The 21,266-nt window shown below is 72.2% G+C and carries 22 protein-coding genes and 1 pseudogene; 13 read left to right on the top strand and 10 right to left on the bottom strand.

All coding sequences use genetic code 11. The features are described from left to right. Positions 1-57 precede the first annotated feature (57 nt). The gene (locus LWP59_RS30310) at positions 58-426 is read left to right on the top strand and encodes an Rv2175c family DNA-binding protein (protein WP_144640621.1); all 369 of its coding nucleotides are present in this window, start codon (positions 58-60) and stop codon (positions 424-426) included. Here LWP59_RS30310 and LWP59_RS30305 read toward each other — a convergent pair. Further along, positions 324-1,481, bottom strand: a complete 1,158-nt coding sequence (locus LWP59_RS30305) for an MFS transporter (protein ID WP_229858367.1) — start codon at positions 1,479-1,481, stop codon at positions 324-326. The genes LWP59_RS30310 and LWP59_RS30305 overlap by 103 nt on opposite strands. Before the next feature lie 89 nt (positions 1,482-1,570). Between LWP59_RS30305 and LWP59_RS30300 the strand changes: the two genes are divergently transcribed. Then, entirely contained in the window at positions 1,571-2,095 is a 525-nt protein-coding gene (locus tag LWP59_RS30300) for a CGNR zinc finger domain-containing protein (protein WP_229858370.1), read from the top strand. Here the strand turns inward: LWP59_RS30300 and LWP59_RS30295 are convergent. The 3 genes from LWP59_RS30295 to LWP59_RS30285 are packed head-to-tail and all read right to left on the bottom strand — an operon-like array spanning position 2,067 to position 5,376. Then, positions 2,067-2,846 carry an LLM class F420-dependent oxidoreductase gene (locus LWP59_RS30295; protein ID WP_186383313.1) on the bottom strand — a complete coding sequence of 260 codons (780 nt, stop codon included), beginning with the start codon at positions 2,844-2,846 and terminating at the stop codon, positions 2,067-2,069. The genes LWP59_RS30300 and LWP59_RS30295 overlap by 29 nt on opposite strands. 10 nt (positions 2,847-2,856) lie before the next feature. After that, positions 2,857-4,311 carry a phytoene desaturase family protein gene (gene crtI / locus LWP59_RS30290; protein ID WP_144640613.1) on the bottom strand — a complete coding sequence of 485 codons (1,455 nt, stop codon included), beginning with the start codon at positions 4,309-4,311 and terminating at the stop codon, positions 2,857-2,859. Beyond that, complete coding sequence (locus LWP59_RS30285; RefSeq protein ID WP_144640610.1) at positions 4,312-5,376, bottom strand: polyprenyl synthetase family protein; 1,065 nt, start codon at positions 5,374-5,376, stop codon at positions 4,312-4,314. A 77-nt stretch (positions 5,377-5,453) separates the two neighbouring features. Between LWP59_RS30285 and LWP59_RS30280 the strand changes: the two genes are divergently transcribed. Continuing rightward, on the top strand, positions 5,454-6,236 hold the full coding sequence (locus LWP59_RS30280) for a PIG-L family deacetylase (RefSeq protein WP_144640608.1): 783 nt from the start codon (positions 5,454-5,456) through the stop codon (positions 6,234-6,236). On the opposite strand, the gene LWP59_RS30275 is transcribed toward LWP59_RS30280, so the two are convergent. Continuing rightward, positions 6,229-7,050, bottom strand: coding sequence for a serine peptidase (locus LWP59_RS30275; RefSeq protein WP_144640605.1), 822 nt, complete (start codon positions 7,048-7,050; stop codon positions 6,229-6,231). The two genes, LWP59_RS30280 and LWP59_RS30275, sit on opposite strands and share 8 nt — an antisense overlap. Before the next feature lie 84 nt (positions 7,051-7,134). Here LWP59_RS30275 and LWP59_RS30270 point away from each other — a divergent pair, with 84 nt between their 5' ends. Continuing rightward, on the top strand, positions 7,135-7,881 hold the full coding sequence (locus LWP59_RS30270) for a helix-turn-helix domain-containing protein (protein WP_144640602.1): 747 nt from the start codon (positions 7,135-7,137) through the stop codon (positions 7,879-7,881). Here the strand turns inward: LWP59_RS30270 and LWP59_RS30265 are convergent. Beyond that, complete coding sequence (locus tag LWP59_RS30265) at positions 7,810-8,670, bottom strand: LysR family transcriptional regulator (protein ID WP_144640599.1); 861 nt, start codon at positions 8,668-8,670, stop codon at positions 7,810-7,812. The genes LWP59_RS30270 and LWP59_RS30265 overlap by 72 nt on opposite strands. Before the next feature lie 112 nt (positions 8,671-8,782). Here LWP59_RS30265 and LWP59_RS30260 point away from each other — a divergent pair, with 112 nt between their 5' ends. The 4 genes from LWP59_RS30260 (at position 8,783) to LWP59_RS30245 (ending at position 13,410) form a co-directional block, all read left to right on the top strand. Further along, positions 8,783-9,781: a bile acid:sodium symporter family protein gene (locus tag LWP59_RS30260; RefSeq protein WP_144640596.1), complete on the top strand. Its 999-nt coding sequence runs from the start codon at positions 8,783-8,785 to the stop codon at positions 9,779-9,781. Positions 9,782-9,822: 41 nt separating this feature from the next. Further along, positions 9,823-10,731, top strand: a complete 909-nt coding sequence (locus tag LWP59_RS30255; RefSeq protein WP_144640593.1) for a methylenetetrahydrofolate reductase — start codon at positions 9,823-9,825, stop codon at positions 10,729-10,731. 9 nt (positions 10,732-10,740) lie between these two features. After that, complete coding sequence (locus tag LWP59_RS30250; protein ID WP_144640590.1) at positions 10,741-12,402, top strand: DUF885 domain-containing protein; 1,662 nt, start codon at positions 10,741-10,743, stop codon at positions 12,400-12,402. A 114-nt stretch (positions 12,403-12,516) separates the two neighbouring features. After that, a complete protein-coding gene (locus LWP59_RS30245; protein WP_144640587.1) occupies positions 12,517-13,410 on the top strand; it encodes a DMT family transporter in 894 nt (297 codons plus the stop codon). Positions 13,411-13,413: 3 nt separating this feature from the next. On the opposite strand, the gene LWP59_RS30240 is transcribed toward LWP59_RS30245, so the two are convergent. From LWP59_RS30240 to LWP59_RS30225, 3 genes are all read right to left on the bottom strand, one after another. Then, positions 13,414-13,983, bottom strand: a complete 570-nt coding sequence (locus LWP59_RS30240; RefSeq protein ID WP_144640584.1) for a GNAT family N-acetyltransferase — start codon at positions 13,981-13,983, stop codon at positions 13,414-13,416. Next, positions 13,980-14,480, bottom strand: coding sequence for a YbaK/EbsC family protein (locus LWP59_RS30235; RefSeq protein WP_144640581.1), 501 nt, complete (start codon positions 14,478-14,480; stop codon positions 13,980-13,982). Before LWP59_RS30235 ends, LWP59_RS30240 begins: the two co-directional genes overlap by 4 nt. A 184-nt stretch (positions 14,481-14,664) precedes the next feature. Next, the gene (locus LWP59_RS30225) at positions 14,665-15,396 is read right to left on the bottom strand and encodes an EamA family transporter (RefSeq protein ID WP_186383312.1); all 732 of its coding nucleotides are present in this window, start codon (positions 15,394-15,396) and stop codon (positions 14,665-14,667) included. 28 nt (positions 15,397-15,424) lie between these two features. On the opposite strand from LWP59_RS30225, the pseudogene pdxR reads away from it, so the two are divergent. The 5 genes and pseudogenes from pdxR (at position 15,425) to LWP59_RS30200 (ending at position 20,270) form a co-directional block, all read left to right on the top strand. Continuing rightward, positions 15,425-16,901 (top strand): annotated as a pseudogene (gene pdxR, locus LWP59_RS30220) (MocR-like pyridoxine biosynthesis transcription factor PdxR). A 149-nt stretch (positions 16,902-17,050) separates the two neighbouring features. Next, positions 17,051-17,548, top strand: a complete 498-nt coding sequence (locus LWP59_RS30215) for an SAV_6107 family HEPN domain-containing protein (protein ID WP_144640575.1) — start codon at positions 17,051-17,053, stop codon at positions 17,546-17,548. Further along, entirely contained in the window at positions 17,548-18,312 is a 765-nt protein-coding gene (locus LWP59_RS30210) for a maleylpyruvate isomerase family mycothiol-dependent enzyme (RefSeq protein WP_144640572.1), read from the top strand. Before LWP59_RS30215 ends, LWP59_RS30210 begins: the two co-directional genes overlap by 1 nt. A 92-nt stretch (positions 18,313-18,404) precedes the next feature. Continuing rightward, positions 18,405-19,046 carry a VOC family protein gene (locus LWP59_RS30205; RefSeq protein ID WP_144640568.1) on the top strand — a complete coding sequence of 214 codons (642 nt, stop codon included), beginning with the start codon at positions 18,405-18,407 and terminating at the stop codon, positions 19,044-19,046. A gap of 99 nt (positions 19,047-19,145) precedes the next feature. Next, entirely contained in the window at positions 19,146-20,270 is a 1,125-nt protein-coding gene (locus LWP59_RS30200) for a GNAT family N-acetyltransferase (RefSeq protein ID WP_144640566.1), read from the top strand. A gap of 490 nt (positions 20,271-20,760) precedes the next feature. Here LWP59_RS30200 and def read toward each other — a convergent pair whose 3' ends face one another. Next, entirely contained in the window at positions 20,761-21,261 is a 501-nt protein-coding gene (gene def, locus LWP59_RS30195; RefSeq protein WP_144640563.1) for a peptide deformylase, read from the bottom strand. Positions 21,262-21,266 lie beyond the last annotated feature (5 nt).

Here is a 21,266-nt window from a genome sequence, read left to right as displayed (position 1 = left end):
TTACGTCGAAGGGGCGATATTGCGCTGGGTGATACCCGATGTGGCACAGTGTCAGCTGTGAGTGCGATTCCAGTCGCTGATGACGTGCTCGGGCCGGACGTCGCCGTGCTTCCGCTGGCAAAGGTGAGCGAGGCAATGGGCCAGTCCGTGAACAAGGTGCGGCAGCTGCTGCGGGACGGGCAGCTGCTCGCCGTCCGCCGCGACGGCGACCTGTGCGTACCCGCCGACTTCCTGGCCGGTGCGACACCGGTGAAAGGGCTGGCCGGACTGCTGACGGTGCTGCAGGACTCCGGCTTCACCCGCACCGAGATGCTGCGGTGGCTCTACTCGCAGGACGAGTCGCTGCCCGGCCACACCCCGATCAACGCCCTGCGCACCAACCACGGCACCGAGGTCAAGCGGCGCGCGCAGGCGATGGCGTTCTGAGCGGCCGCAGCGCCAGGTAGGCCGTCGCGGCGAGCAGCTGCATCGCGGCCGCCGCGAGCAGGCAGCCGGTCAGTGACCCGGCGGCCAGCGGGCCCACGAGCGCGGAACCGGCGGCGAAGCCGGTCACCTTCAGGCTGGCCCCGGTCGTGAAGACCTGTGCGCGCAGCTGCGCCGGCGCGTCCCGGTGCCGCACGGCGAACAGTCCCGTCAGCTGGTCTCTCGGCCGTGCCGGCCACTGCCGCGGCGAGCACCACCGCGGGCCCGGGAAGGGTGCTCAACGCCGCGCCGGCGGCCAGGACGAGGGTGCTGGCGAACACCATTCCGTCCGGCGTCCCGCGCCACGGGTGGCGCGCGAGGACCGCGTTGGTCGTCATGGCCGCGGCCGCGAGGACGGCCAGCAGCAGCGCGCCCCGGCTCGCGCCGCCGAGCCGCTGGGCGCCCAGCAGCGGGTGGCAGACGGTCGTCATGCCGACACCGGCGTAGGAGATCGTCGAGGTCAGCGTCGCCCGCAGCAGCGTGCGCTGCCGCGCGAACACCCGGAAGCCCGTCGTCCAGGTCTGCCGCACGATGCCGACCGGCCGGCCGGGCAGGAACCACGCCGAGGGCAGCGCGAGCGCTACCAGGCCGACCGCCGTGGCCACCGTGACCGGCGCGCCCAGCCGGTCCGCGAGCAGTGCCGCGAGGGCCGGCCCGGCCAGGCTCGCCACGCTGAAGGTCAGCGCGTCCAGCGCCGTCGCCCTGGACAGCTCGCGCCCGCCGAGCACGTGCGGCAGCTGCGAGGTCCAACCGCCCGCGACGGCCGGGTTGAACAGCCCGGCGAGCACCGCGAGCGCGACGACGGCGGTGAGCGGCAGGTGGCCGACGGATGCGAGCACGGCCGCCAAGCCCGATGCGTACGCCGAGAGTGCGACGGCCAGCAGCCGTCCGGGCCTGCGCGCCCGGTCCAGCAGGGCGCCGAACACCGGACCGCCGAGTGCCGAGGACGCGGTGAGCCCGGCCAGGAGGGCGGGTGCGGCGACCGGCGAGCCGGTGACGGTGAGCCCGAGCAGCAGCAACGCCGGTCCGGACAGCTCGTCCCCCGTCCGAGCGAGCGCCGCACCGAGGAGGTAACGGCTTAATATCCAAAAGACGTTACGCTGAGCTCGTGCAAGCGCAAAGAGCCGCGGATCTGGTGAACCTGCTGGTGCCGGACCTCCCGCCGGTCGAGGCGGTGGTGGAGCTGCTGCGCGAGCACGGCGAGCCCGAGCCGATCGAGCTGACGGCGGAGGACGTGCGGCAGCTGCGGGAAGCCGCCCTGGTCCTGCGGGAGATCTTCGCGGCGGAGGACGTCGACCAGGCGGCCGAGCTGCTCAACGCCGCGCTGGCCGGTTACGCGCGGCCGCCGCGGCTGACGACACACGGGGGCACGTTCGGCTGGCATCTGCACGTGGACTCGAGCGACAACGCGCCCTGGGGTGAATGGCTGCTGACGTCGTCGTGCCTGGCGCTCGCCGTACTACTGGCCGAGCGCCAGGCACCGCCGGGCGGGGTGTGCGCCGCCGCCGGCTGTGGACGATCCTTTGTGGACAATGGGCGCGGCAGCCCGCGCCGCTACTGCTCGTCGCGCTGCGCGACCCGCGAACGGGTCGCCGCGCACCGGGTCAGGAGTTCTGCGCGTCCCGCCACTTGATCCACTGTTCCAGCTGGCCGAGGTCGTAGTCCGGCCCGCCGACGCCGACGGTGAACAGCGAGACGCCCAGCTCGCGCAGCTTCGCCCCGAGCTCGCTCGGGTCGCCTTCGCGGACACCGGTCGAGATCTCGATCTCGCTGATGTCCCGCCCGATGTCGGCACAGTGCTGCTGGAGGATGCCGACCTTGCGCTCGACGACCTCGGGGTCGCCGAAGCCGTGCCAGATGTCGGCATGCTTGGCGACCAGCTTCAGCGTCTTCTTCTCACCGCCGCCGCCGATCAGCACCGGGATGTGGCGCGTCGGGGCGGGGTTGACCTTGGCAAGCCGGGACTCGATGCGCGGCAGCGACTCCGCGAGGTCGTCCAGCCGGCCGCCCGCGGTGCCGAACTCGTAGCCGTACTCCTCGTAGTCCTTTTCGAACCAGCCGGACCCGATGCCGAGGATCAGCCTGCCGTCACTGATGTGGTCGACCGTGCGCGCCATGTCGGCGAGCAGTTCCGGGTTGCGGTAGCTGTTGCACGTGACCAGCGCGCCGATCTCGACCCGGGACGTGGCCTCCGCCCAGGCGCCGAGCATGGTCCAGCACTCGAAGTGCTTGCCCTCGGCGTCGCCGTAGAGCGGGTAGAAGTGGTCCCAGTTGAAGACGATGTCGGCGCCGAGGTCTTCGGCGCGCGCGGCGGTCTCGCGGATGGCCTTGTAGTCGGCGTGCTGCGGCTGGAGTTGCAGGCCGATGCGCACAGATCGTGTCATGATTTTCAGCTTACGCAACGCCCGTGAGCCGCGCTGCGGCAAGGCGTCCCGAGATCAACACCGGCGGGATCCCGACGCCCGGTGTCGTGCCACATCCGGCGAGCACCACGTTTTCCATGCCCCGTAAGACATTTCGTGGGCGGAACGGACCCGTTTGCCCGAATGTGTGCGCGAGGGAGAACGGCGTTCCCGCGGCCATTCCGCGGTTCGCCCAGTCCTGCGGCGTGACCACTTCGTCCACCCGGTACTCCTCGTCGAACCCGGTGAGCCCGCGGGATGCCAGCACCCGCACCAGTTCCTCGCGATAGGCCGGCCCGACGCGCGGCCAGTCGATCCGGCCCGCGTGCAGGTTCGGCGCCGGTGCGAGCACGGACACCACCTGCCCGCCGGAGGACAGCGTCGGGTCGGTCGCGGTGGGACGGGTCACCAGCAGCGAGGGATCGGACATCAGCCGGCCCTGGCGGATGATCTCGGTGAACGTCCGCTCCCACGCCTCGCCGAAGAAGATCGTGTGGTGGTCCAGCTGCGGATAGTTCCGCTCGGTGGTTCCGTGCAGCACCACGGCTGACGGCGAGAACCGCAGTGGCAGCGGGCGCCTGGGCGTGGTGCCGAGCAGCCGGTAGGACGTCGTCAGCTCGGTGGCGAGTATCACTGCGTCGCAGTCGATCCGCTCGCCCGCGCGGGTGCGCACTGCCCGCACGCGCGAGGAAACCCTTTCCAGCCAAGCGGCTTCGGTCTTGAACCGCAGCTCGGCGCCCGCCCGCTCCGCGGCGTCGGCGAGCACCTGCCCGACCCGGCCCATCCCGCCGAGCGGGTAGTACACACCCGCGATCGTGTCCATGTACGGGATCACGCCGTACGCGCCCAGCGCGGTCCGCGGGTCCAGCCCGGCGTAGAGCGCCTGGAAGGAGAACAACCGGCGCAACCGGTCATCGGTCAGGAACCGGCCGATCTTCGGGCCGAGCCTGCCGAACCCGCCCGCCGCCAGCAGCTTCAGCAGCTCCGGGCGCGCGAGATCGAGCGGGGAGTCGAAGTTCGCGCCGATGAACCGGTCCTTCTCGAGCGTGTACAGCTCGGTCAGCCAACGGCGCAGCTGCCGGTAACCGGCGGCCTCCCGCGCGCCCGCGAACGCGCGGATCTCCGCCTCCATCGCCTCGCCGTCGGTGTGCACGGCGATCGAGCTGCCGTCGGCGAACTGCGCCCGGTACGCCGGGTCCAGCCGCACGAGCCGCAACCGGTTCGTCGCCCCGACCGCGGCCAGCGCCTCGTCGATCAGCTCCGGCATGGTCAGCACGGTCGCGCCGGTGTCCGCGGTGTAGCCGACGTATTCGTGCCCGCTCACCCGCCCGCCGGGCCGGTCGTCCTGTTCGAGCAGGGTGACCCGGCGGCCCGCGCCGAGCAGGTGCAGGGTCGCCGAGAGGCCCGCGAGCCCGGCCCCGATCACGACCACGTGGTCGCCGCGCATTCAGTACGTCCTCTGTGTCGCTCTGGCCGCGAGGTCGGCGAGTGCGACCGCCGCGGGTTCGGTCAGGTGCGCCCTGGCCAGTGCCGCCAGCGCCGTTTCGGTCAGCTCGTCGATGCGACGCTCCACAGCGGACACCGCGCCGACCTCCACCAGCGTGCTGCGCACCTCGTCGACCTCCTTTTCGGACAGTCCGGGGTTGCCCAGCGCCTTGGTGACCAGCTCGGCCCGCGTGCCGCTCGCCTGCCGCAGGCCCAGCGCGATCAACAGGGTCCGCTTGCCCTCACGCAGATCGTCGCCCGCGGGCTTGCCGGTCACCGACGGGTCGCCGAACACGCCGAGCAGATCGTCGCGCAGCTGGAACGCGATCCCGAGGTCCCGGCCGAACTCCCGCAGCCGCGTCACCTGCGCGACCGGGGCGCCGGCCAGTGCGGCGCCCAGGTTCAACGGCCGCTCGATGGTGTAGGCGGCGGTTTTGAGCCTGCTCACGCGCAGGGCCGCTTCGGGCGAGGCGTCCCCGGTGACCTGCGTGTGGATGTCGAGGTACTGCCCGGCGAGGACCTCCGTGCGCATCGCGCGCCACGCCGGGCGCGCCGCTTCGAGCGTCGCGGGCACCAGCGGCGCCGCGCCGAACATGTCGTCGGCCCAGGCGAGCGCGAGATCGCCGATCAGCACGGCCACGGCGAGCCCGAACGAGGCAGGCATCCCGGCCCACTGCTGGGACGTGTGCAGGTCGGCGAACGCGACGTGCACGGTCGGCCTGCCGCGGCGGGAGTCCGAGGAGTCGATGAGGTCGTCGTGGATCAGCGCGCAGGCCTGGACGAGTTCCAGGCTCGCGACGGCCTGCAGCACGCCTTCGGCGTCGGCCTCCCGGCCGCCGGTGCCACGCCAGGCCCACCACGCGAAGGTGGGCCGCAGCCGTTTTCCGCCGCGCATCACGAATTCCGTCAGCGCGTCGACGCCGGATGCGAAGCCGGGCTCGGTCGCCCGGATCTGTTCGCCCGCCTCGCGCAGGAACCGGCTCAGCGTGCGCTCCACGTGCCCCGGCAGGTCGGCGTCGTAGTCCATCCTCCTATCGTCGGGCCTGGCGGACACTTTCGCCTCGCGGGGTGGTCACGGTGTGATGATCCCCGTAATCTCACGAGGTGGCGACACTCGTGACCTTCCATGCCCATCCCGACGACGAATGCATCGTGTGCGGCGGGGTGATGCGCAAAGCCTTCGAAGACGGCCATCGCGTCGTGCTCGTCGTGGCGACCCGTGGCGAGCACGGTGAGGTGCCCGACGGGTTCCTGGCCGAGGGCGAGCCGTTGTGGCGCCGTCGGGTGCGGGAAACCCATGCGGCGGCCGAAATCCTGGGCGTGGCACGGGTGGAGTTCCTCGGCTACGTCGACTCCGGGATGATGGGCGAGCCGACGAACGACGCGCCCGGTTCGTTCTGGACGGCGCCGGTCGAGGAGGCCGCGGAGAAGCTCGCGGCGATCCTGCGCGAGGAGGACGCGGAAGTCCTGACCTGCTACGACGACTACGGCAACTACGGTCATCCCGACCACATCCAGGTGCACCGCGTCGGCATGCGGGCGGCCGAACTGGCCGGCACCCCGCGCGTCTTCCAGGCCACCACGAGCCAGGAGCACATGCGCGCCGGGATGGTCGCGCTGGCCGAGGCCACGCCTGGCTTCCCGGTGCCGTCCGAGGAGGACATGGCGGGCATGGGGAAGTCCGAGGCGGAGATCACCACCGCGGTCGACGTGACGCCGTGGCTCGACCACAAACGCCGGGCCATGCGCGCGCATCCCAGCCAGATCAGCGAGGACTCGTTCTTCCTCGCGATGCCCGACGAGGCGTTCCGCTACGCGTTCGGTACCGAGTGGTTCATCCGGTCCGGCCAGGAGCCGGGCGTGCGCACCGACGACCTGTTCAAGTGAGGCTGCCCGCCCCGAAGATCATGCCCGTGACGTCGGTCGAGCGCAGGTAGGCGCCGGGGGTCTGGAACTCCCACATCCCCGCGGTGACCGGCACGTCCGCGTCCACGCCCGCGAACTGCCGGGCCACACCCGCGGCAGGCACGGCGACGATGTCCCCGACGTCGGCCAGGTTCACCCAGCGGGCCACCCGCGGCGGCCTGCCGCGCTCGCCGTCCGGCCGCAGCCGGTCCAGCACCACGCCGGGCATCGCGAGCGGGCTGCCCAGGGTGACGAGCAAGCCCAGGTCGTGGTCCTGGTGCGCCCACAGGCACTCGTACGCCACCACACTGCCGAGTGAGTGCGCCACGACCACGTCCGGCGCGAAGTCGGCGATCGCGTCCGCGACGGTCCGTTGCGCCGCCTCGCGGGCCTCGTCCGACGAGAGGTACACCTGCAGCTCGCGGCAGAAGGTGAGGGCGAACAGGCGCGTGGCCGAGCCGTGCGTGCGGGCGAGCCAGTCCCCGGCCTGCTGCGCGCGCTCCCCGGCCGGGGTCTCGGCGAGCGCGGGGTGCAGGAGCGTGACCCAGTCGGCGAGCAGCCGCTGCTCGGCGGGCTCGAGCATCGCCGGGTCCTCTTCCACCGGATGGCCGCAGTCCGGGTGCAGCAGGTGCGCGTAGTAGGCCACGCGCAGGTCGACCGAGGAGTTCGGGGGCATCGCCGTGCCCAGGTGCCGGAACCAGTCGGTGGCGAGCGCGACCGCCGCCTCCCCGGGCGAACCCTTCCGACGGTGGTAACGGTGGGTGCCGATCCCGTGCACACCCAGTACCCGGAGCATCCGTGTCCCCTTCGTCGCCGCCCGGACAGGGGAGTAGTCGTCCGGGCGCGCTCGGTCGTTACCCGCCGCGGTCATACTGGGTGCATGGCGTCCTATCGGGAGCGGCCGGGCACCGGCGTCGTGCGCTGCTGGTGGGAGCAGCGGGTGGCCACGCCGGGTCTCGTCCAGCGTGTGGTGCCGGACGGCAGCTCGGACCTGATCGTGTTCGCCGACGGCGAAGCGGTGTTCGTCGGACCGGCGCTGCGCGTGGCGCTGGTGCCCCTGCCGAGCGGGGCGCACCTGCGCGGGGTCCGGTTCCGGACCGAGGCGCTCGGGCCCCTGCTCCGGCTGCCGGCGCGGGAGCTGCGGGACGCGACGCTGCCGCTGACGGCCGTACTCCCCGACCGCGTGGCCCGCACGGTCGCCGAGCAGGTGTGGGCAGGCCGGTTCCCGGATCTCCCGCGCGCCTCGCTGGTCGACGTCCGGGTGCGCCACGCCGTGCGGCGGCTGTGGTCGGCGGAGCCGGCGGTCGCGGACGTCGCAGGCGAACTCGGCGTCGCCGAACGACATCTGCGGCGGCTGTTCCTCGACCACACCGGGATGAGCCCGAAGGCCGTGCAGCGGGTGGGCCGGTTCCAGCGCTTCGTGCGGGCCGTCGACGCCGGACGCGCGGGCCTGGCGGAACTCGCCGCCGAGGCGGGTTTCGCCGATCAGGCCCATCTGACCCGGGAGGTCCGGGCCCTCGCGGGCCTGACGCCCGGCGCGTTCCTGCTGGAGCGGTCAGGGCGTGGCGTGCAGCCGCCCGGCACCGGCCTGCAGGGCGTCGGAGAGGGCGGCGGTCGGCCCGCGTAGTGCGGCACGCCGGGCGGTCAGGGTGAACTCGACCACGCCCGGATCCGGCAGCCCGTGCCCCGGCGGCAGCTCGACCAGCCCCGGCGGGATGAGGCTGCGCGCGAACACGACGACCCCCAGCCCGGCGAGCGCGGCGGCCCGCAACCCGTTGAGGCTGCCGCTGGTGCACACGATGCGCCAGCGTTTCCCGTTGCGCTGCAACGCCTCCAATGCCCTCGCGCGGGTGATGCTCGGCGGCGGGTAGGCGATCAGCGGCACCGGCTCGTCTCCGTCCAGCTCGATGCCCTCGCGGCCGACCCACACCAGCGGGTCCGTCCACAGTGCACCGCCGCTGTCCTCGCCCGTGGCCCGCTTGCACAGCACCAGGTCGAGCTCGCCCGCGCGCAGCTGCTCGTGCAGCACCCCGGACAACGCGACGGTCAGCTCGAGGTCCACCTGCGGGTGCGAGCGGCGGAACTCGCCCAGGATCTCCGGCAGCGGTCCGACCACGAAGTCCTCGGAGGCGCCGAAACGCACCCGGCCCCGCAGCTCGACCCCTGTGAAATAGCTCATAGCGCGGTCGATCGTGTCGATGACGTTGCCGGCGAAACCGATCATCGCCTCGCCGTCGGCGGTCAGCTCCACCGAATGCGTGTCCCGCACGAACAGCTGCTGCGTGCTCGCCTGCTCCAGCTTGCGAACGTGCTGGCTGACGGTCGATTGCCGCAGCCCGAGCCGCTGCGCGGCCCGGGTGAAGCTACGGGTTTCCGCGACCACGAGAAACGTCTTGAGCCACACCGGATCGAGCACCGGGAAACCGTATATCACGGGTCGCGATAACAGTTATGGCGGCAATCATACTTCACAATTGGTGCGGCCCAACCGAAGATCTGGGTATCCATCGAACGTGAGAGGACCATTCATGCGTGGGGCCGCGCTGCTCGCGAAAACCCGGATCGACCCGTTCATCCTGGGCATCCTCGCCACCGTGGGCGTGGCCTGCCTGCTGCCCGCGCGGGGCCAGGGCGCCGACATCGCCTCGGACGTGAGCGCGATCGGGGTCGGCGCGCTGTTCTTCCTCTACGGGGCGCGACTGTCCACTGCGGAGGCGATGGCCGGCCTGCGGCACTGGCGGCTGCACCTGACGATCCTGGCCGCGACCTTCGTGCTGTTCCCGCTGCTGGGCCTGACCACCAAGCTGCTCGTGCCCTCGGTCCTCACCCCGGCGCTGGCCGCGGGCGTGATCTTCCTGTGCGCCCTGCCGTCCACGGTGAACTCCTCGATCGCGTTCACCTCGATCGCGCGTGGCAACGTCGCGGCCGCGATCTGCAGCGCGTCGTTCTCCAGCCTCCTCGGCATCGTGCTCACCCCGCTGCTGGTGGGCGTGCTGCTCGGCACCACCGGCAACGGCTTCTCGCTGCACTCGGTCACCTCGATCCTGCTGCAGCTGCTGGTGCCGTTCGTCGCCGGGCAGCTCGCCCGGCGCTGGATCGGCGGCTGGATCACCGCGCACAAGAAGGTGCTCGGCCGGGCGGATCGCGGGGTCATCCTGATCGTCGTCTACACGGCGTTCAGCGAGGGGGTCGTGGCCGGGATCTGGCACCAGCTCGGCTGGGTCTCGCTCGTGGGGCTGCTCGCGGTGAACCTGCTGCTGTTCTTCGTGGTGCTGGGCGTGCTGAAGTACGTCACCCCACGCCTGGGCTTCTCGCGCGAGGACCGGATCGCGATCATCTTCTGCGGGTCGAAGAAGAGCCTGGCCAGCGGCCTGCCGATGGCCACCGTGCTGTTCCCGGCGCACACCGTCGGGCTCGTCGTGCTGCCGCTGATGCTGTTCCACCAGGCCCAGCTGATGATCTGCGCCGTGCTCGCGCGCCGCTGGGGGGCCGAGGAGCGGGAGAGGGAACTCGCCCCCGCCCTGTAAGACTTATGTCGCATTCTGCGACCGTCATTAGTATGAGTGCCATGAAGTCGGTCGTTGAGCGGTTGCGGGGCGACGCCCCGGTGTTCTCGGTGGAGTTCTTCCCACCCCGTGACGCCGCGGATGAGGCCGTCCTGTGGCGGTCGATCCGTGAGCTGGAGTCGCTCGACCCGGCGTACATGTCCATCACCTACGGCGCCGGCGGCTCGAGCCGGGACGGCACGATCCGCAACATCGCGCGCGCCGCGACCGAGACCACGCTGGTGCCGATGGCGCACCTGACCGCGGTCAACCACTCGGTCGCCGAGCTGCGCAACGTCATCGGCTGGTACGCCGCCGTCGGGGTGCGCAACATCCTCGCGCTGCGTGGCGACCCGCCGGGCGACCCGTACGGCGACTGGGTGGCGCACCCGCAGGGGCTCAACTACGCGGAGGAGCTGGTCAGCCTCGTCCGCTCGCTGGGCGACTTCTGCGTCGGCGTCTCGGCGTTCCCCTACGGCCACCCCCGCTCGCCCGACCTGGACACCGACACCAGGTACCTGGTGCGCAAGTTCAACGCGGGCGCCGAGTTCGGCATCGCGCAGCTGTTCTTCCAGCCCGAGGACTTCCTGCGGCTGCGCGACCGCGTCGCTGCCGCGGGCTGCGACGCGATGCTGATCCCGGGCGTGATGCCGCTGACCACGCCCCGCACGCTGAAGACCACGATCAAGCTCTCCGGCGCGCCGTGCCCGCAGTCGCTGCTGGACCGGCTCGAGCCGCTGGAGAACGATCCGAAGGCGTTCCGCGCCGAGGGGCTCGACGTGGTCACCGAGCTGTGCGAGCGGCTGATCGCCGAGGGCGTGCCGGACCTGCACTTCTACACGTTCAACCGGTCGAAGGCCACGCGCGAGGTCGTGCAGCGCCTCGGCCTGGTGCCCGCGCGCGCGCAAAACCCGGTTGCCGCCGGACGGTAGGTTGCCCCCATGGCTTCTGTGCACGAGATCTGCGACCGGTTCGTGGACGACTTCGCGGCGGCGCACCCGCTCGCGGCGACCGAGCTGGGCATCCCCGGCTACGACGACCAGGTCACCGACTACTCGCCCGAGGGCCACGCGGCACGCGCGGCGCTCGCCAAGCGCGCGCTGGAGGCGGTGCGCGCCACGGAGGCCACCGACGCGAGCGAGCGCGCCGCCAAGGCGGTGTTCACCGAACGCGTCGGGCTGGACCTGGAGATCCACGACGCCGGGCTCGACCAGGCCGCGCTGAACGTCATCGCCAGCCCGGTGCAGGACCTGCGCATGGCGTTCGACCTGATGCCGACCGACACCCCCGAGCAGTGGGCGGACATCTCCGCCCGGCTCGGGAAGGTCGCCGAGGCGCTCGACGGCGTGCGCGCGTCCCTGCTCGCCGCGGCGGACGCGGGCAACGCGCCGGCGCTGCGGCAGGTCACGAAGGTCGCGGAGCAGGCCGAGACGTGGGCGGGCCTCAGCGGCGGCGAGGGTTTCTTCCAGAACCTCGTCGCGGGCGCGCCGGAAGCCCTGCGCGGCGACCTCGAACGCGGTGCCCGCTCCGCGAGCGAGGCGTACGCGGAGCTCGCCGGGTTCCTCCGGGCCGAGCTCGCGCCCAAGGCCCGCGTGAAGGACGCGGCCGGGGAGGACGCCTACCGGCTCTGGTCGCGCTACTTCATCGGCGCGGCGCTCGACCCACGTGAGGCCTACGAGTGGGGCTGGGGCGAATTCTCCCGCCTGGAAGCGGAGATGCGTGAGGTCGCGGCGCGGATCAAGCCCGGCGCGACGCTGGCCGAGACCGCGGACGCGCTCGACGCCGATCCGCGCTACCGGGTCCAGGGCCGCAAGCAGTTCGAGCAGTGGATGCAGCAGCTTTCCGACAACGCGCTGAGCGCCTTGCGCGGCCGGCATTTCGAGATCCCCGACGAGCTGATGGCGCTCGAGTGCAAGATCGCCCCGCCGGGCGGTGGTGCCGGCGCGTACTACACCGGGCCGAGTGAGGACTTCTCCCGCCCCGGCCGGATGTGGTGGTCGCTGCCGCCGGGCCGCGACGAGTTCTCCACCTGGCGCGAGGTCAGCACCGTTTACCACGAGGGCGTCCCCGGCCACCACCTGCAAATCGCCACAGCCGTGTACGAGCGCTCGCTCAACCGGTTCCAGCGGATGCTGGCCTTCACCTCCGGGCACGGCGAGGGCTGGGCGCTCTACGCCGAGCGGCTCATGCAGGACCTGGGCTACCTCTCCGACGACGGCGAGCTGTTCGGCATGCTCTCGGAGCAGCTGTTCCGCGCCGGGCGCGTGCTCGTCGACTTCGGCATGCACCTGGAGCTGGAGATCCCGAAGGGCACCGGCTTCCACGAAGGCGAGCGGTGGACGCCGGAGCTGGGCCTGGAGTTCATGCTGACCCGCACCATCACCGACCCGCCGCTCGTGCACGACGAGATCGACCGCTACCTCGGCTGGCCCGGCCAGGCGCCGGCGTACAAGCTCGGTGAGCGGCTCTGGCTCGAGGCCCGCGAGGACGCGCGCCGCCGCCAGGGATCTTCCTTCGACATCAAGGACTTCCACACCAAGGCCCTGCGCCTCGGCGGGATGGGCCTGGACACCCTCTCGGAACAACTGGCCGAACTGGACTGACATGCACCGGATCTTCACCGTCACCCCGCCGCCCCGCGTCTAGCGGGGCGAACACACCACGAGTCTTCGCCCCGCGTCGGCTGTCCTGACACTTCGACGCTGGAGCGATCCTTCATGTCCATCTCCGTTGCCGCGCCCGTGCGCGGCCGGTCGGCGTTCGCGCTGATCCTCGCCGGCATCCTCTGGGGTACCGGCGGCCTGTCCGGCAGCCTCCTCGGGGCCAGGGCGGGCCTGCACCCGCTGCCGGTCGCGACCTACCGGTTGCTGCTGGGCGGTTGCTGCACCGTGTTGTTCCTGGCGCTGACCGGCCGCCGTCCACAGTGGACCAAACCGGTGCTGCGGCGGCTGCTCCTCGCCGGTGCGCTGCTCGCGCAGTTCCAGGCGTGCTACTTCGGGGCGGTCTCGCTGACCTCGGTCAGCATCGCCACGATGACCACCATCGGCAGCGTGCCGGTGTTCGTCACGCTCGCGACGGCGGCGCGTCGCCGCCGTCGCCCCGGCGCCACGACACTGGTGGCGACGACAGCGGCCGTTGCCGGCCTGGTGCTGCTCACCTGGTCGCCGCACGGCATCCCCGAGGGCGGCCGGCTGCTCGCCGGGGTCGCACTGGCACTGGCGGCCGGTGCCGAGTTCGCGACGCTCACGCTGGTGACCCGCCGCCCGGTCGAGGGCCTGGACGCGTTCTGCACCACCGCGTTCGGCCTGCTGTTCGGCGGTCTGCTGCTGTTGCCGTTCGGGCTCGCGATCGGCATGGCGCTCCCGCTGCGGCCTGACGTCGTCGCGGTCGCGTTGTACCTCGGCCTGGTGCCCACCGGGGTGGCGTACGGCGCGTACTTCCTGGCGCTGCGGACAGCGGCTCCCGTCGTGGCCGCGTTGTCGGCGCTGCTCGAACCGCTGACGGCGACGTTCCTGTCCGCGCTGTTGCTGCACGACGAGCTGGGCGTGACCGGCTGGACCGGCGCCGCCCTGCTGGTCACCGCGCTGGCGGTCAGCTACACCCGGCGGTGACGGTCACTCGGCCGCGGGCTCCAGCGGGAGCTCGCGGCCGAGGATCGCGAACGGGCGCGGGTCGCCGGCGAAGTGGTAGTCGCGCAGGACGTCGGTGAAACCGACGCGGCGGTAGAGCTTCCAGGCCCGGCTCGGGCCCTCGGGCGTGGACAGCAGGACGTGCCGGTTCGGCACCCCGTCCAGCAGCCGCCGCAGCAGGTTCTCGCCGATGCCGCCTGCCTGGCTCCGCGGCCGCACGTGGATCTCGGTCAGCTCGAAGTAATCGGCGAGCCAGTGCCCGGCGACCTCCTCGCCGGTGTTCTTCACCAGACCGCGGCGCACCTGCTCGTGCCACCACTGGCCAGGGCTGCCGCGGTAGCCGTAGGCGACGCCGAGCATCGTGCCGTCGGCGTCGAGCGCGGCGAAGCAGCGCCAGCCGTCGCGCAGCGCGTGCGTGAGCCACATCGGCGCGCGCTGCTCGGCGGTGCCCGGCGGATACCGCATGGCCTCGACGTAGATGGCCAGTGCCTCGCGGAGCCGGGTCCGGAACTCGTCGGCGGTCAGGGGGACGAACTGGGTCGACACCGTGGTCATGTACCCACTCCCGCGGCGCGCCCGCCGGTCAGCGCCACCAGGTCGGCGAAGGTGGTCGGGAACACCGACTTGGCGTGCCCGGCGGCGGCCCAGATCACGTCGTACTGTTCGAGCGCGGTGTCCACGAGCGTCTCGATCGGCGCGGGGTGCCCGACCGGGGCCACGCCGCCGATGACCTGCCCGGTGTGCTCCCTGACGAAGGCCGGGTCGGCCTTCTCGACGGCGGTGGCGCCGACCAGCTCCGCGAGCTTGCCGGTGTCGGCGCGGTGCGCGCCGGAGGTCAGCGACAGCAGCGGCACGTCCCGGCCGTCGAGCACGGCCCGGAAGATCAGGCTGTTCGCGATCGCGCCCACCTCGACGCCGAGCGCCTCGGCGGCCTGCGCCGCTGTGCGCACTTCTGCGGGAAGGATGCGGATCCCGTCCGCGGCACGCTGCTGACCCGCTTCTGCCAGCGCGGCGGCGACCTTCGCGACCGCGGGGTGGTCGAGGCTGCTCATACGGATATGAGATCACGGACGGCGCCGGGGGGCGACGGTGTATCCCCCTCCGGCGCCGCCCGCGGCCGTGCTCCCCGGCATCAGGCGACGAGCAGCCCGTCCAGCACCCCGGACTTCACGTCGTCGACGAGCACGCGCAGCTGCTCGACGCTCATCTGGATCTTCTGGCCGAAGTCGTCGGTGATCACGACCCGCTTCTCCTCGGCGGCGTCGGGGTCGAGGTAGAGCTCCGGGCAGCCGCAGTTGCAGTTGCCGCAGAAGGTGGCGATGTGCTCCATGGATGGCCTTTCGGTACGGGCTGGACGGTGGTGACGCCGGGCAGGTGGGCCGGTGGGGCGGACCGGCCCGGCGTGACGCACTCCGAGTCGGCCGCCATGGCGGCGGAGTTCCCCCGCTCAGCCGATCGAGTGACCAGCAGGCCGACGGCCAGGCCGGCGACCACGACGAGGATCCCGGTCCACACGAGCGGCCCGGGCAGCTTGCCGCCCGCCAGCGCGGCGGCGACGGGCGCGACGCCGGTGAGCAGGCCGCCGCGAAGATCACCGCGCCCAGCCACACCGAGTGCGCCGCCGATCGTGACCACCACCGCCGCGACAAGGAGCCGCCGCCGCGGCCGCTGCCGTTGCAGCAGCGGGCCGACGACCCCGAGCAACACCGGCACGCACGCGACCGCCACCGCCATGACGGCCGGTTCGGCATTCCCGACACCCCGCACGACGGCGACGTTGAACAGCACGAGCCCGCAGCCCGCGACCCCGGTGAGCCACAGCGCCAGCAGCAGGACGAACGCGGCGGCGTAGCGGATCGCCTGCGTGGTGAACAGCGGGGCGGTGACGAGCGTGCGGGAGATGCCGACGCTGCCACCCACGAACGCCATCGCCGTCACCCCCGCGAGGACGCTTCGGACTCGGTGCACGACTTCAGCCTGGGAGCACAATGGTTCGATGGACAGATCCCAAGGAGCCTCCGAGGACAGGTCCATAACCGGTGCGGACTTCCTCCAGCTGAAATCCTCGGAAGCGCCGCCGGGTGGCCTGGCTGACCCGGCGGCTGCGCGGCGCGATCGCGGACGGCAGGCTGCCGGTCGGCACCAGGCTTCCCGCGACCCCGGGTACTGGCCGAGGAGCTGCGGGTCTCGCGCGGGGCGGTCACCGAGGCCTATCAGCGGCTGACCGAGGACGGGCACGTGGCGGGCAGGGTGGGCCGGCACGATCGTCGTCGCCGCGCCCGTTTCCGCGCCCGAACCGGTGCCGTCCGCTTCGCCGGCCGTGTTCCCGGCGGTGCCGGACGCCGACGTGTTCGAGTCGCTGCGGACAGCTCCGGCGCGGATCGACCTGATGCCTGGCGTGCCGGACCTGGCCGCCTTTCCGCGTTCGGCGTGGCTGCGCGCGGAACGCACCGTACTCAGTGCACTGTCCCCTTCGGACTTCGGCTACGGCGATCCGGGTGGTGCGCCGGTCTTCCGTCGTGCGGTGGCGAACTGGCCGGCCCGCAACCGCGGCGTCGCCGCCGACCCGGACGACGTGATCATCGTGTCCGGCGTGGCGCAGGCGCTCGTCCTGCTCGCGCGAGTCCTTTGCCGCCAAGGCATCTCCACGGTGGCGGTGGAGGACCCCGGTTCGCTCGGCGCACGGGAGCAGCTGCGGGGCCGGGGGCTGGACACACCACCGGTGCCGGTCGACGAGGGCGGACTTCGCGTCGACGACCTGCGCCGCAGCGGTGCTCCCGTGGTCCTCATGACCCCCGCGCACCAGTTCCCGACCGGTGTCGTCCTCGACGGCGCGCGCAGGCGCGAGCTGCTGCGTGGGCGGCTGAGGGCGGGCTGGTGATCGAGGACGACTACGACGCCGAACACCGCTACGACCGGCCTCCGGTGCCCGCGCTGCGCTCGATGCTCGCCGAGCGCGTCTGCTACGCGGGCAGCGTGTCCAAACTCCTCGCGCCGGTGCTGCGCGTCGGCTGGCTACTGGTGCCGCGGAAATACCGTTCCGCGATGATCGCCGCCAAACGTGCGGCCGATCTCGGAAATTCCGTACTGCCTCAACTCGTTCTCGCGGAATTGATGGAATCGGGGAACTGGAGCGTCAGCTGCGCCTGTTGCGGCGCCGTCATCGCCGGCGCCGGGACGTGATGATCGCCGCACTCCGCACGCACCTGCCGCGGGCGCGCGTGCACGGTGCCGCCGCCGGCCTGCATCTGATGATCACGTTCGACGGTACGTTTCCCGACGTCGAGCTGGCCGCGGCCGCGCTCGCCCGTGGCGTCAAGGTGCAGCCGCTGTCGTGGCACCGGCAGCGGCCGGGGCCGCCCGGGCTCGTCCTCGGGTACGCCACGAGCTCTCCCGGTGACCTCGAACAGGGAATAGCGGTGCTCGCTTCGGTGCTGGGACAGGGGAGGTCACATCACCGGATCGGGACTTGAACGAACACGTGTTCGAAGTTAGGCTGGAACTTGCTCGAACACAGGTTCGACACCCGGTGGAGCGCTCGCCGGTGCGGTGCCCGGCGTGGGGACGGGGGAAGCGTCTCGGCGCCGGGCACCGCCACCACCAGCATGAACAGGGAGGGGCAATGTCCATTGCCACCGTCGCGTCCCGCACCGACCCCGCGCAGCCCCAGCTGCCGCTGCCGGTGCGGCCGCCCGCAGCGCCTGCCGCCGTGGCACTGCTGAACGAGGCCCGCCACGGCCTCGCCGAAGCCGAGCACGCCACGGATCCGGTCGCCAAGTTCATCACCTCGTACCTGGCCGCCCTCCGCGGCGGCGCCGCCGTGCTCGCCGCCCGTGGCCGCCCGCACCGCGGCCGCGCCCGCCCGGCCAGCGTCTGGGTGCTGCTCGAAGCGGCCGCCCCCGAGCTGGCCGAATGGTCGGCGTTCTTCGCCGCGAACTCGGCCGCCCGCGCTGCCGCCCAGGCCGGCATCACCCGGCGCATCACCGAGGAGTCCGCGGCGGAGCTGTGCCGCCAGGCGGGGCTGTTCCTCGAGCTGGCCGACCGCGTGGTGCACCCGCGTGCCGACACGGTCCGCCAGTGCGCCACCCCGCCGACGCGCAAGAAAGTCCAGCGCCGGTAATGGCCGGACAAGCCCTGATCGAGCACGGCCGGTTCCTGGACGCGCTCGGGATCGAGGTGGAGCTGCTGCTCGACGCCACGCACACGGTGCCTGCCGACACCCCGGTGCCCAGCTGCCCCGGGTTCACCGTGGGCGAGATCGTCCGGCACATCGGCGGGGTCTACCGGGTGGCGCGGTTGTGGACCACCGAAGGCCGCGCACCCAGGGAATGGCAGCGTGGTCCCGACCCCGGACAGTCCACTGAGGACTACCTGCGTGCCGGGCTCGCGGAGCTGCTGCGGGAGCTGTCCACGCACAGCCCGGATTCCTTCGCCGCGAGCTGGTGGCCTGCCGACCGGACGTACGGGTTCTGGTGGCGCCGGATGGCGCACGAGACCACCATCCACCGCTACGACGTCGAGGACGCGACCGGCCAGCCGATCGCCGTGATCGCCGACGACTTCGCCGTGGACGGCGTGGACGAGGCGCTCGCGGTGTGGTTCGGCCAGCGGCTGCCGATGCTCGGCCTGTCCGGCACCACGGCGAGGACGGTCGGGGTCAGCACCAGTGGCCACCACTGGATCGCGCGTGCGGGGCCTGGCGTGACCGAAGCCTGGCGCTGTTCGGCCGAGGAGGCCGGGCGGGCCGACGGCCTGGTTTCGGCGGACCCCACGGCCATGTACCTGTGGGTGTGGGGCCGGTTGAACCACCGGGGCGTCGAATGGTCGGGCAGCGAGGACGCGATAGCCCAGCTGTGGGCATTGCTGCGGTTGGCGACGAGGTGATCCGGCGCGTGGGGAAGCGTTGCCGGGCAACGGTTCCGGCGGTGTCAGGATTTTCTGCCTGACGCCGCCGGGACAGTCGCTATCGTCTGCGTATGTCGACGCGACTCGCTGCCGTGCACATCGACGCCGCGCGGCCCGCCGAGCTGGCCGGGTTCTGGGCGGCTCTGCTGGGCTGGCAGGTGGCCGGTGATGCCGTGGTGCGTGCCCCGGCGTCCGACGGATGCGAGCTGGACCTGGTGTTCGTGCCCGAACCCGGCCCGAAACGGGCGAAGAACCGGATCCATCCGGATCTGGCGAGCAGCTCGCCCGAGAACCAGCGCGCGAAGGTCCGGCGGGCGCAGGAGCTCGGCGCGCGCCGGTGGGACATCGGTCAGGGGCAGGTGCCGTGGGAGGTGCTGATCGACCCGGAGGGCAACGAGTTCTGCGTGCTCGAACCGCGTCCCGGCTACACGAGCACCGAAGCGCTGGCGGCGATCGTCGTCGACGCGCTCGACCCGCTGGAGCTGGCCTCCTCGTGGACGGGTCCGAGCGGCTGGCGGATCGCGGCCCGCGAGCCGGTGATCGTCGGGCTCCGGGCGCCGACAGGGCGTGGTCCGTGGCTGGAGTTCCTGCGCTCGGCGGAGCCGAAGGAGCGCCCGAACCGGCTCCGCCTGGCGCTCGCGGGAGCGCCCGGGGCCGAGCGGGTGGACCGTGACCAGGAGGGCAACGAGTTCGTCCTGCTCGACCAGGCCTGACCGGCGTTGTTTCGGTGTCGTTGCGCGGGAGCCTCAACGCTGACAAGCGCGAAACACGCGTGTCCTCGTCCAGCAACACTCCCGCGCGATCGTTACTGAATGGAGATTAGCCCTGCCCTGCCGACCGCGGCTGCCGCACTGCCGGCGCCCTGGCCCGCGGACATCGAAGAGGACACCGCCTCGACGACCTGGCGGCTGCGCATCCGGATGGCGGACCATCCCGGCATGCTGGCCCGGATCGCGATCCGGATGGCCGACCTGGAGTGCAACATCCTCGGCCTGACCGTGCTGCCGGTCCTGGGCGGGGTGCTCGACGAGATCGTGATCCGGCCCGCCGGCGGGCTGACGAAGGAGCAGTTGGTCCGCGCGATCCAGGACGAGGGCTGTGAATGCTCCGCGGTCGCCGACGCCGATGTCCGTGAGCTGGTCGACGCCTCCGCCGCCACGTTGAGCGCGGCGAGCCGGGCGGTCGAGGACCCGTCGCGGTATGCGGAGGTGCTGCGCGAGGTCCTGGCCGCCGACCTGGTCACGGTCGTGCCGCTGGCGGAGGCGAATCCGGGGCGGACCGAAGGCGGGCACCGGGCGGCGTTCGGCGTCGACGGCGCGACGGCCTTGGTCGCCCGCCGGCGGTGGGCGCCGTTCGTGCAGCTGGAGCTGGCGCGGGCGGAGGCGCTGCTGGGACTGTTCGACAGTGTGCGGGCGAACGTCTCGGGCCCGGCGGTGGCGACCTGCGCCGATGGGGCGTCGATCGTGCTGAGACAGGGGCAGCCCGGCGACGCCGACGGGGTCTTCGCCCTGCACGAGCGGTGCTCGGCGGAGACGTTGTTCCAGCGGTACCACACCGGGATGCGCACCATGCCACGCCGCTGGCTGCACCGGTTGCTGGTGCCGCCGCGGGGGATGAGCCTGCTGGCGGTGTGCGGCCGGGAGGTGATCGGCCTCGGGCAGCTGATTCCGGGGCGCGGTGAGATCGCGGAGATCTCCCTGCTGGTCGACGACGGGTGGCAGCGCAAGGGCGTCGGCACAGCCCTACTGGCCCGGCTCGCGGTGATCGCGACTTCGCGCGGCCACCACACCCTGATGGCGGTTTCCCTGCCGGGCCGCGACGGCATCTTCCGCACCGCCCGGCGTGCGGGCCTGGCCCCGGAACAGCCGGAGGAGGAGGGCTTGCTCCGCATCGCCATCCCGGCCGCGTCGGCCCCCCGGATCCCCGGCACTTTCTGACCCTCTGGGCGGCGGGGGTGTGACCCTTGGGCGGTGGGGCTGTTCGCGCCGCCGGAGCCCACATTCTCGGGGCCGTGGCTTGCGAGCGTCACCTCGGCCGCGCTCCCGGAGCGCCGCCGGAACGACTCTGACCAGCGCCGCCCGCCGGCCGCCGGAGCCCGCTCGCGAAATCAGGGAATGAGCGTCGCCGGAGCCAGCGCCATCCGCGCGTCGCCGGAGCCCGCGTTCCCGCGGCCGCCCGCCAGAGCCATCCGCCCGCGCCACTGCAGCCAGCGCCGCCCGAGCCAAGCGCCATCCGTAGCGCCGCCGCCACCTATGCCACCGCCATCGCCGCAACCCACGCCACCACAGCCCCCACCTGTGCCACCGCAGCCGCGCCAACCCGAGCCAACCCGCGCCACCGGAGCCGAGCCAACCCGCGCCACGACATATGCAGCCACCGCCACCACAACCGCAGCCACCGGCACCCGCCGGGCTCAGCGGGCTCCGGTCAGCGCTGCCAGAACCAGTCCTTGCCGCGGGCCTGGCGCAGCGCCTCGCGCTTGGTGTCCTTGCCAAGGCGGTCCAGATAGAGCATTCCGTCGAGGTGGTCGGTCTCGTGCTGCAGGCACTGCGCCAGCACGTCCTTCCCTTCCACCACAACAGGTTCGTTGTCCACATCCACCCCGCGCACGACGGCCCGCACGGCACGGTTCACCGGGAACCGCAGCTCCGGCACCGACAGGCAGCCCTCCTCGATGTCATGCCGCGCCTCGGAGAGCTCCGCGATCTCCGGGTTGATCACGTACCCGGTCAGGCCCTCGACGTCGTAGCTGAACACCCGCAGGCTCACCCCGATCTGCGGCGCGGCCAGCCCGGCCCGCCCCGACGGCTTCACCGAGTCCATCAGGTCCGTCACCAGCGACCGCAGCGACTTGTCGAACCGCGTCACCGGATCGCACGCCGTCGTCAGCACCGGATCCCCGAAGTACCTCAGTTCCCGTATCGCCATGCTGC

The sequence above is a fragment of the Amycolatopsis acidiphila genome, assembly GCF_021391495.1.
Taxonomy (GTDB): Bacteria; Actinomycetota; Actinomycetes; order Mycobacteriales; family Pseudonocardiaceae; genus Amycolatopsis_E; species Amycolatopsis_E acidiphila.
The sequence above is the reverse complement of the archived record's forward strand: the minus strand, read 5'-3'. Positions and strand labels throughout refer to the sequence as shown.

Bases quoted from the DNA above. Each gene is read 5' to 3' on its own strand.
- LWP59_RS30205 (WP_144640568.1), top strand. From the start codon at position 18,405: ATGTCGACGCGACTCGCTGCCGTGCACATCGACGCCGCGCGGCCCGCC.
- LWP59_RS30235 (WP_144640581.1), bottom strand. From the start codon at position 14,480: ATGAGCAGCCTCGACCACCCCGCGGTCGCGAAGGTCGCCGCCGCGCTG.
- LWP59_RS30215 (WP_144640575.1), top strand. From the start codon at position 17,051: ATGTCCATTGCCACCGTCGCGTCCCGCACCGACCCCGCGCAGCCCCAG.
- LWP59_RS30240 (WP_144640584.1), bottom strand. From the start codon at position 13,983: ATGACCACGGTGTCGACCCAGTTCGTCCCCCTGACCGCCGACGAGTTC.
- LWP59_RS30200 (WP_144640566.1), top strand. From the start codon at position 19,146: ATGGAGATTAGCCCTGCCCTGCCGACCGCGGCTGCCGCACTGCCGGCG.
- LWP59_RS30260 (WP_144640596.1), top strand. From the start codon at position 8,783: ATGCGTGGGGCCGCGCTGCTCGCGAAAACCCGGATCGACCCGTTCATC.
- LWP59_RS30285 (WP_144640610.1), bottom strand. From the start codon at position 5,376: ATGGACTACGACGCCGACCTGCCGGGGCACGTGGAGCGCACGCTGAGC.
- LWP59_RS30275 (WP_144640605.1), bottom strand. From the start codon at position 7,050: ATGCTCCGGGTACTGGGTGTGCACGGGATCGGCACCCACCGTTACCAC.
- LWP59_RS30245 (WP_144640587.1), top strand. From the start codon at position 12,517: ATGTCCATCTCCGTTGCCGCGCCCGTGCGCGGCCGGTCGGCGTTCGCG.
- LWP59_RS30210 (WP_144640572.1), top strand. From the start codon at position 17,548: ATGGCCGGACAAGCCCTGATCGAGCACGGCCGGTTCCTGGACGCGCTC.
- LWP59_RS30255 (WP_144640593.1), top strand. From the start codon at position 9,823: ATGAAGTCGGTCGTTGAGCGGTTGCGGGGCGACGCCCCGGTGTTCTCG.
- LWP59_RS30270 (WP_144640602.1), top strand. From the start codon at position 7,135: ATGGCGTCCTATCGGGAGCGGCCGGGCACCGGCGTCGTGCGCTGCTGG.
- def (WP_144640563.1), bottom strand. From the start codon at position 21,261: ATGGCGATACGGGAACTGAGGTACTTCGGGGATCCGGTGCTGACGACG.
- LWP59_RS30250 (WP_144640590.1), top strand. From the start codon at position 10,741: ATGGCTTCTGTGCACGAGATCTGCGACCGGTTCGTGGACGACTTCGCG.
- LWP59_RS30295 (WP_186383313.1), bottom strand. From the start codon at position 2,846: ATGACACGATCTGTGCGCATCGGCCTGCAACTCCAGCCGCAGCACGCC.
- crtI (WP_144640613.1), bottom strand. From the start codon at position 4,311: ATGCGCGGCGACCACGTGGTCGTGATCGGGGCCGGGCTCGCGGGCCTC.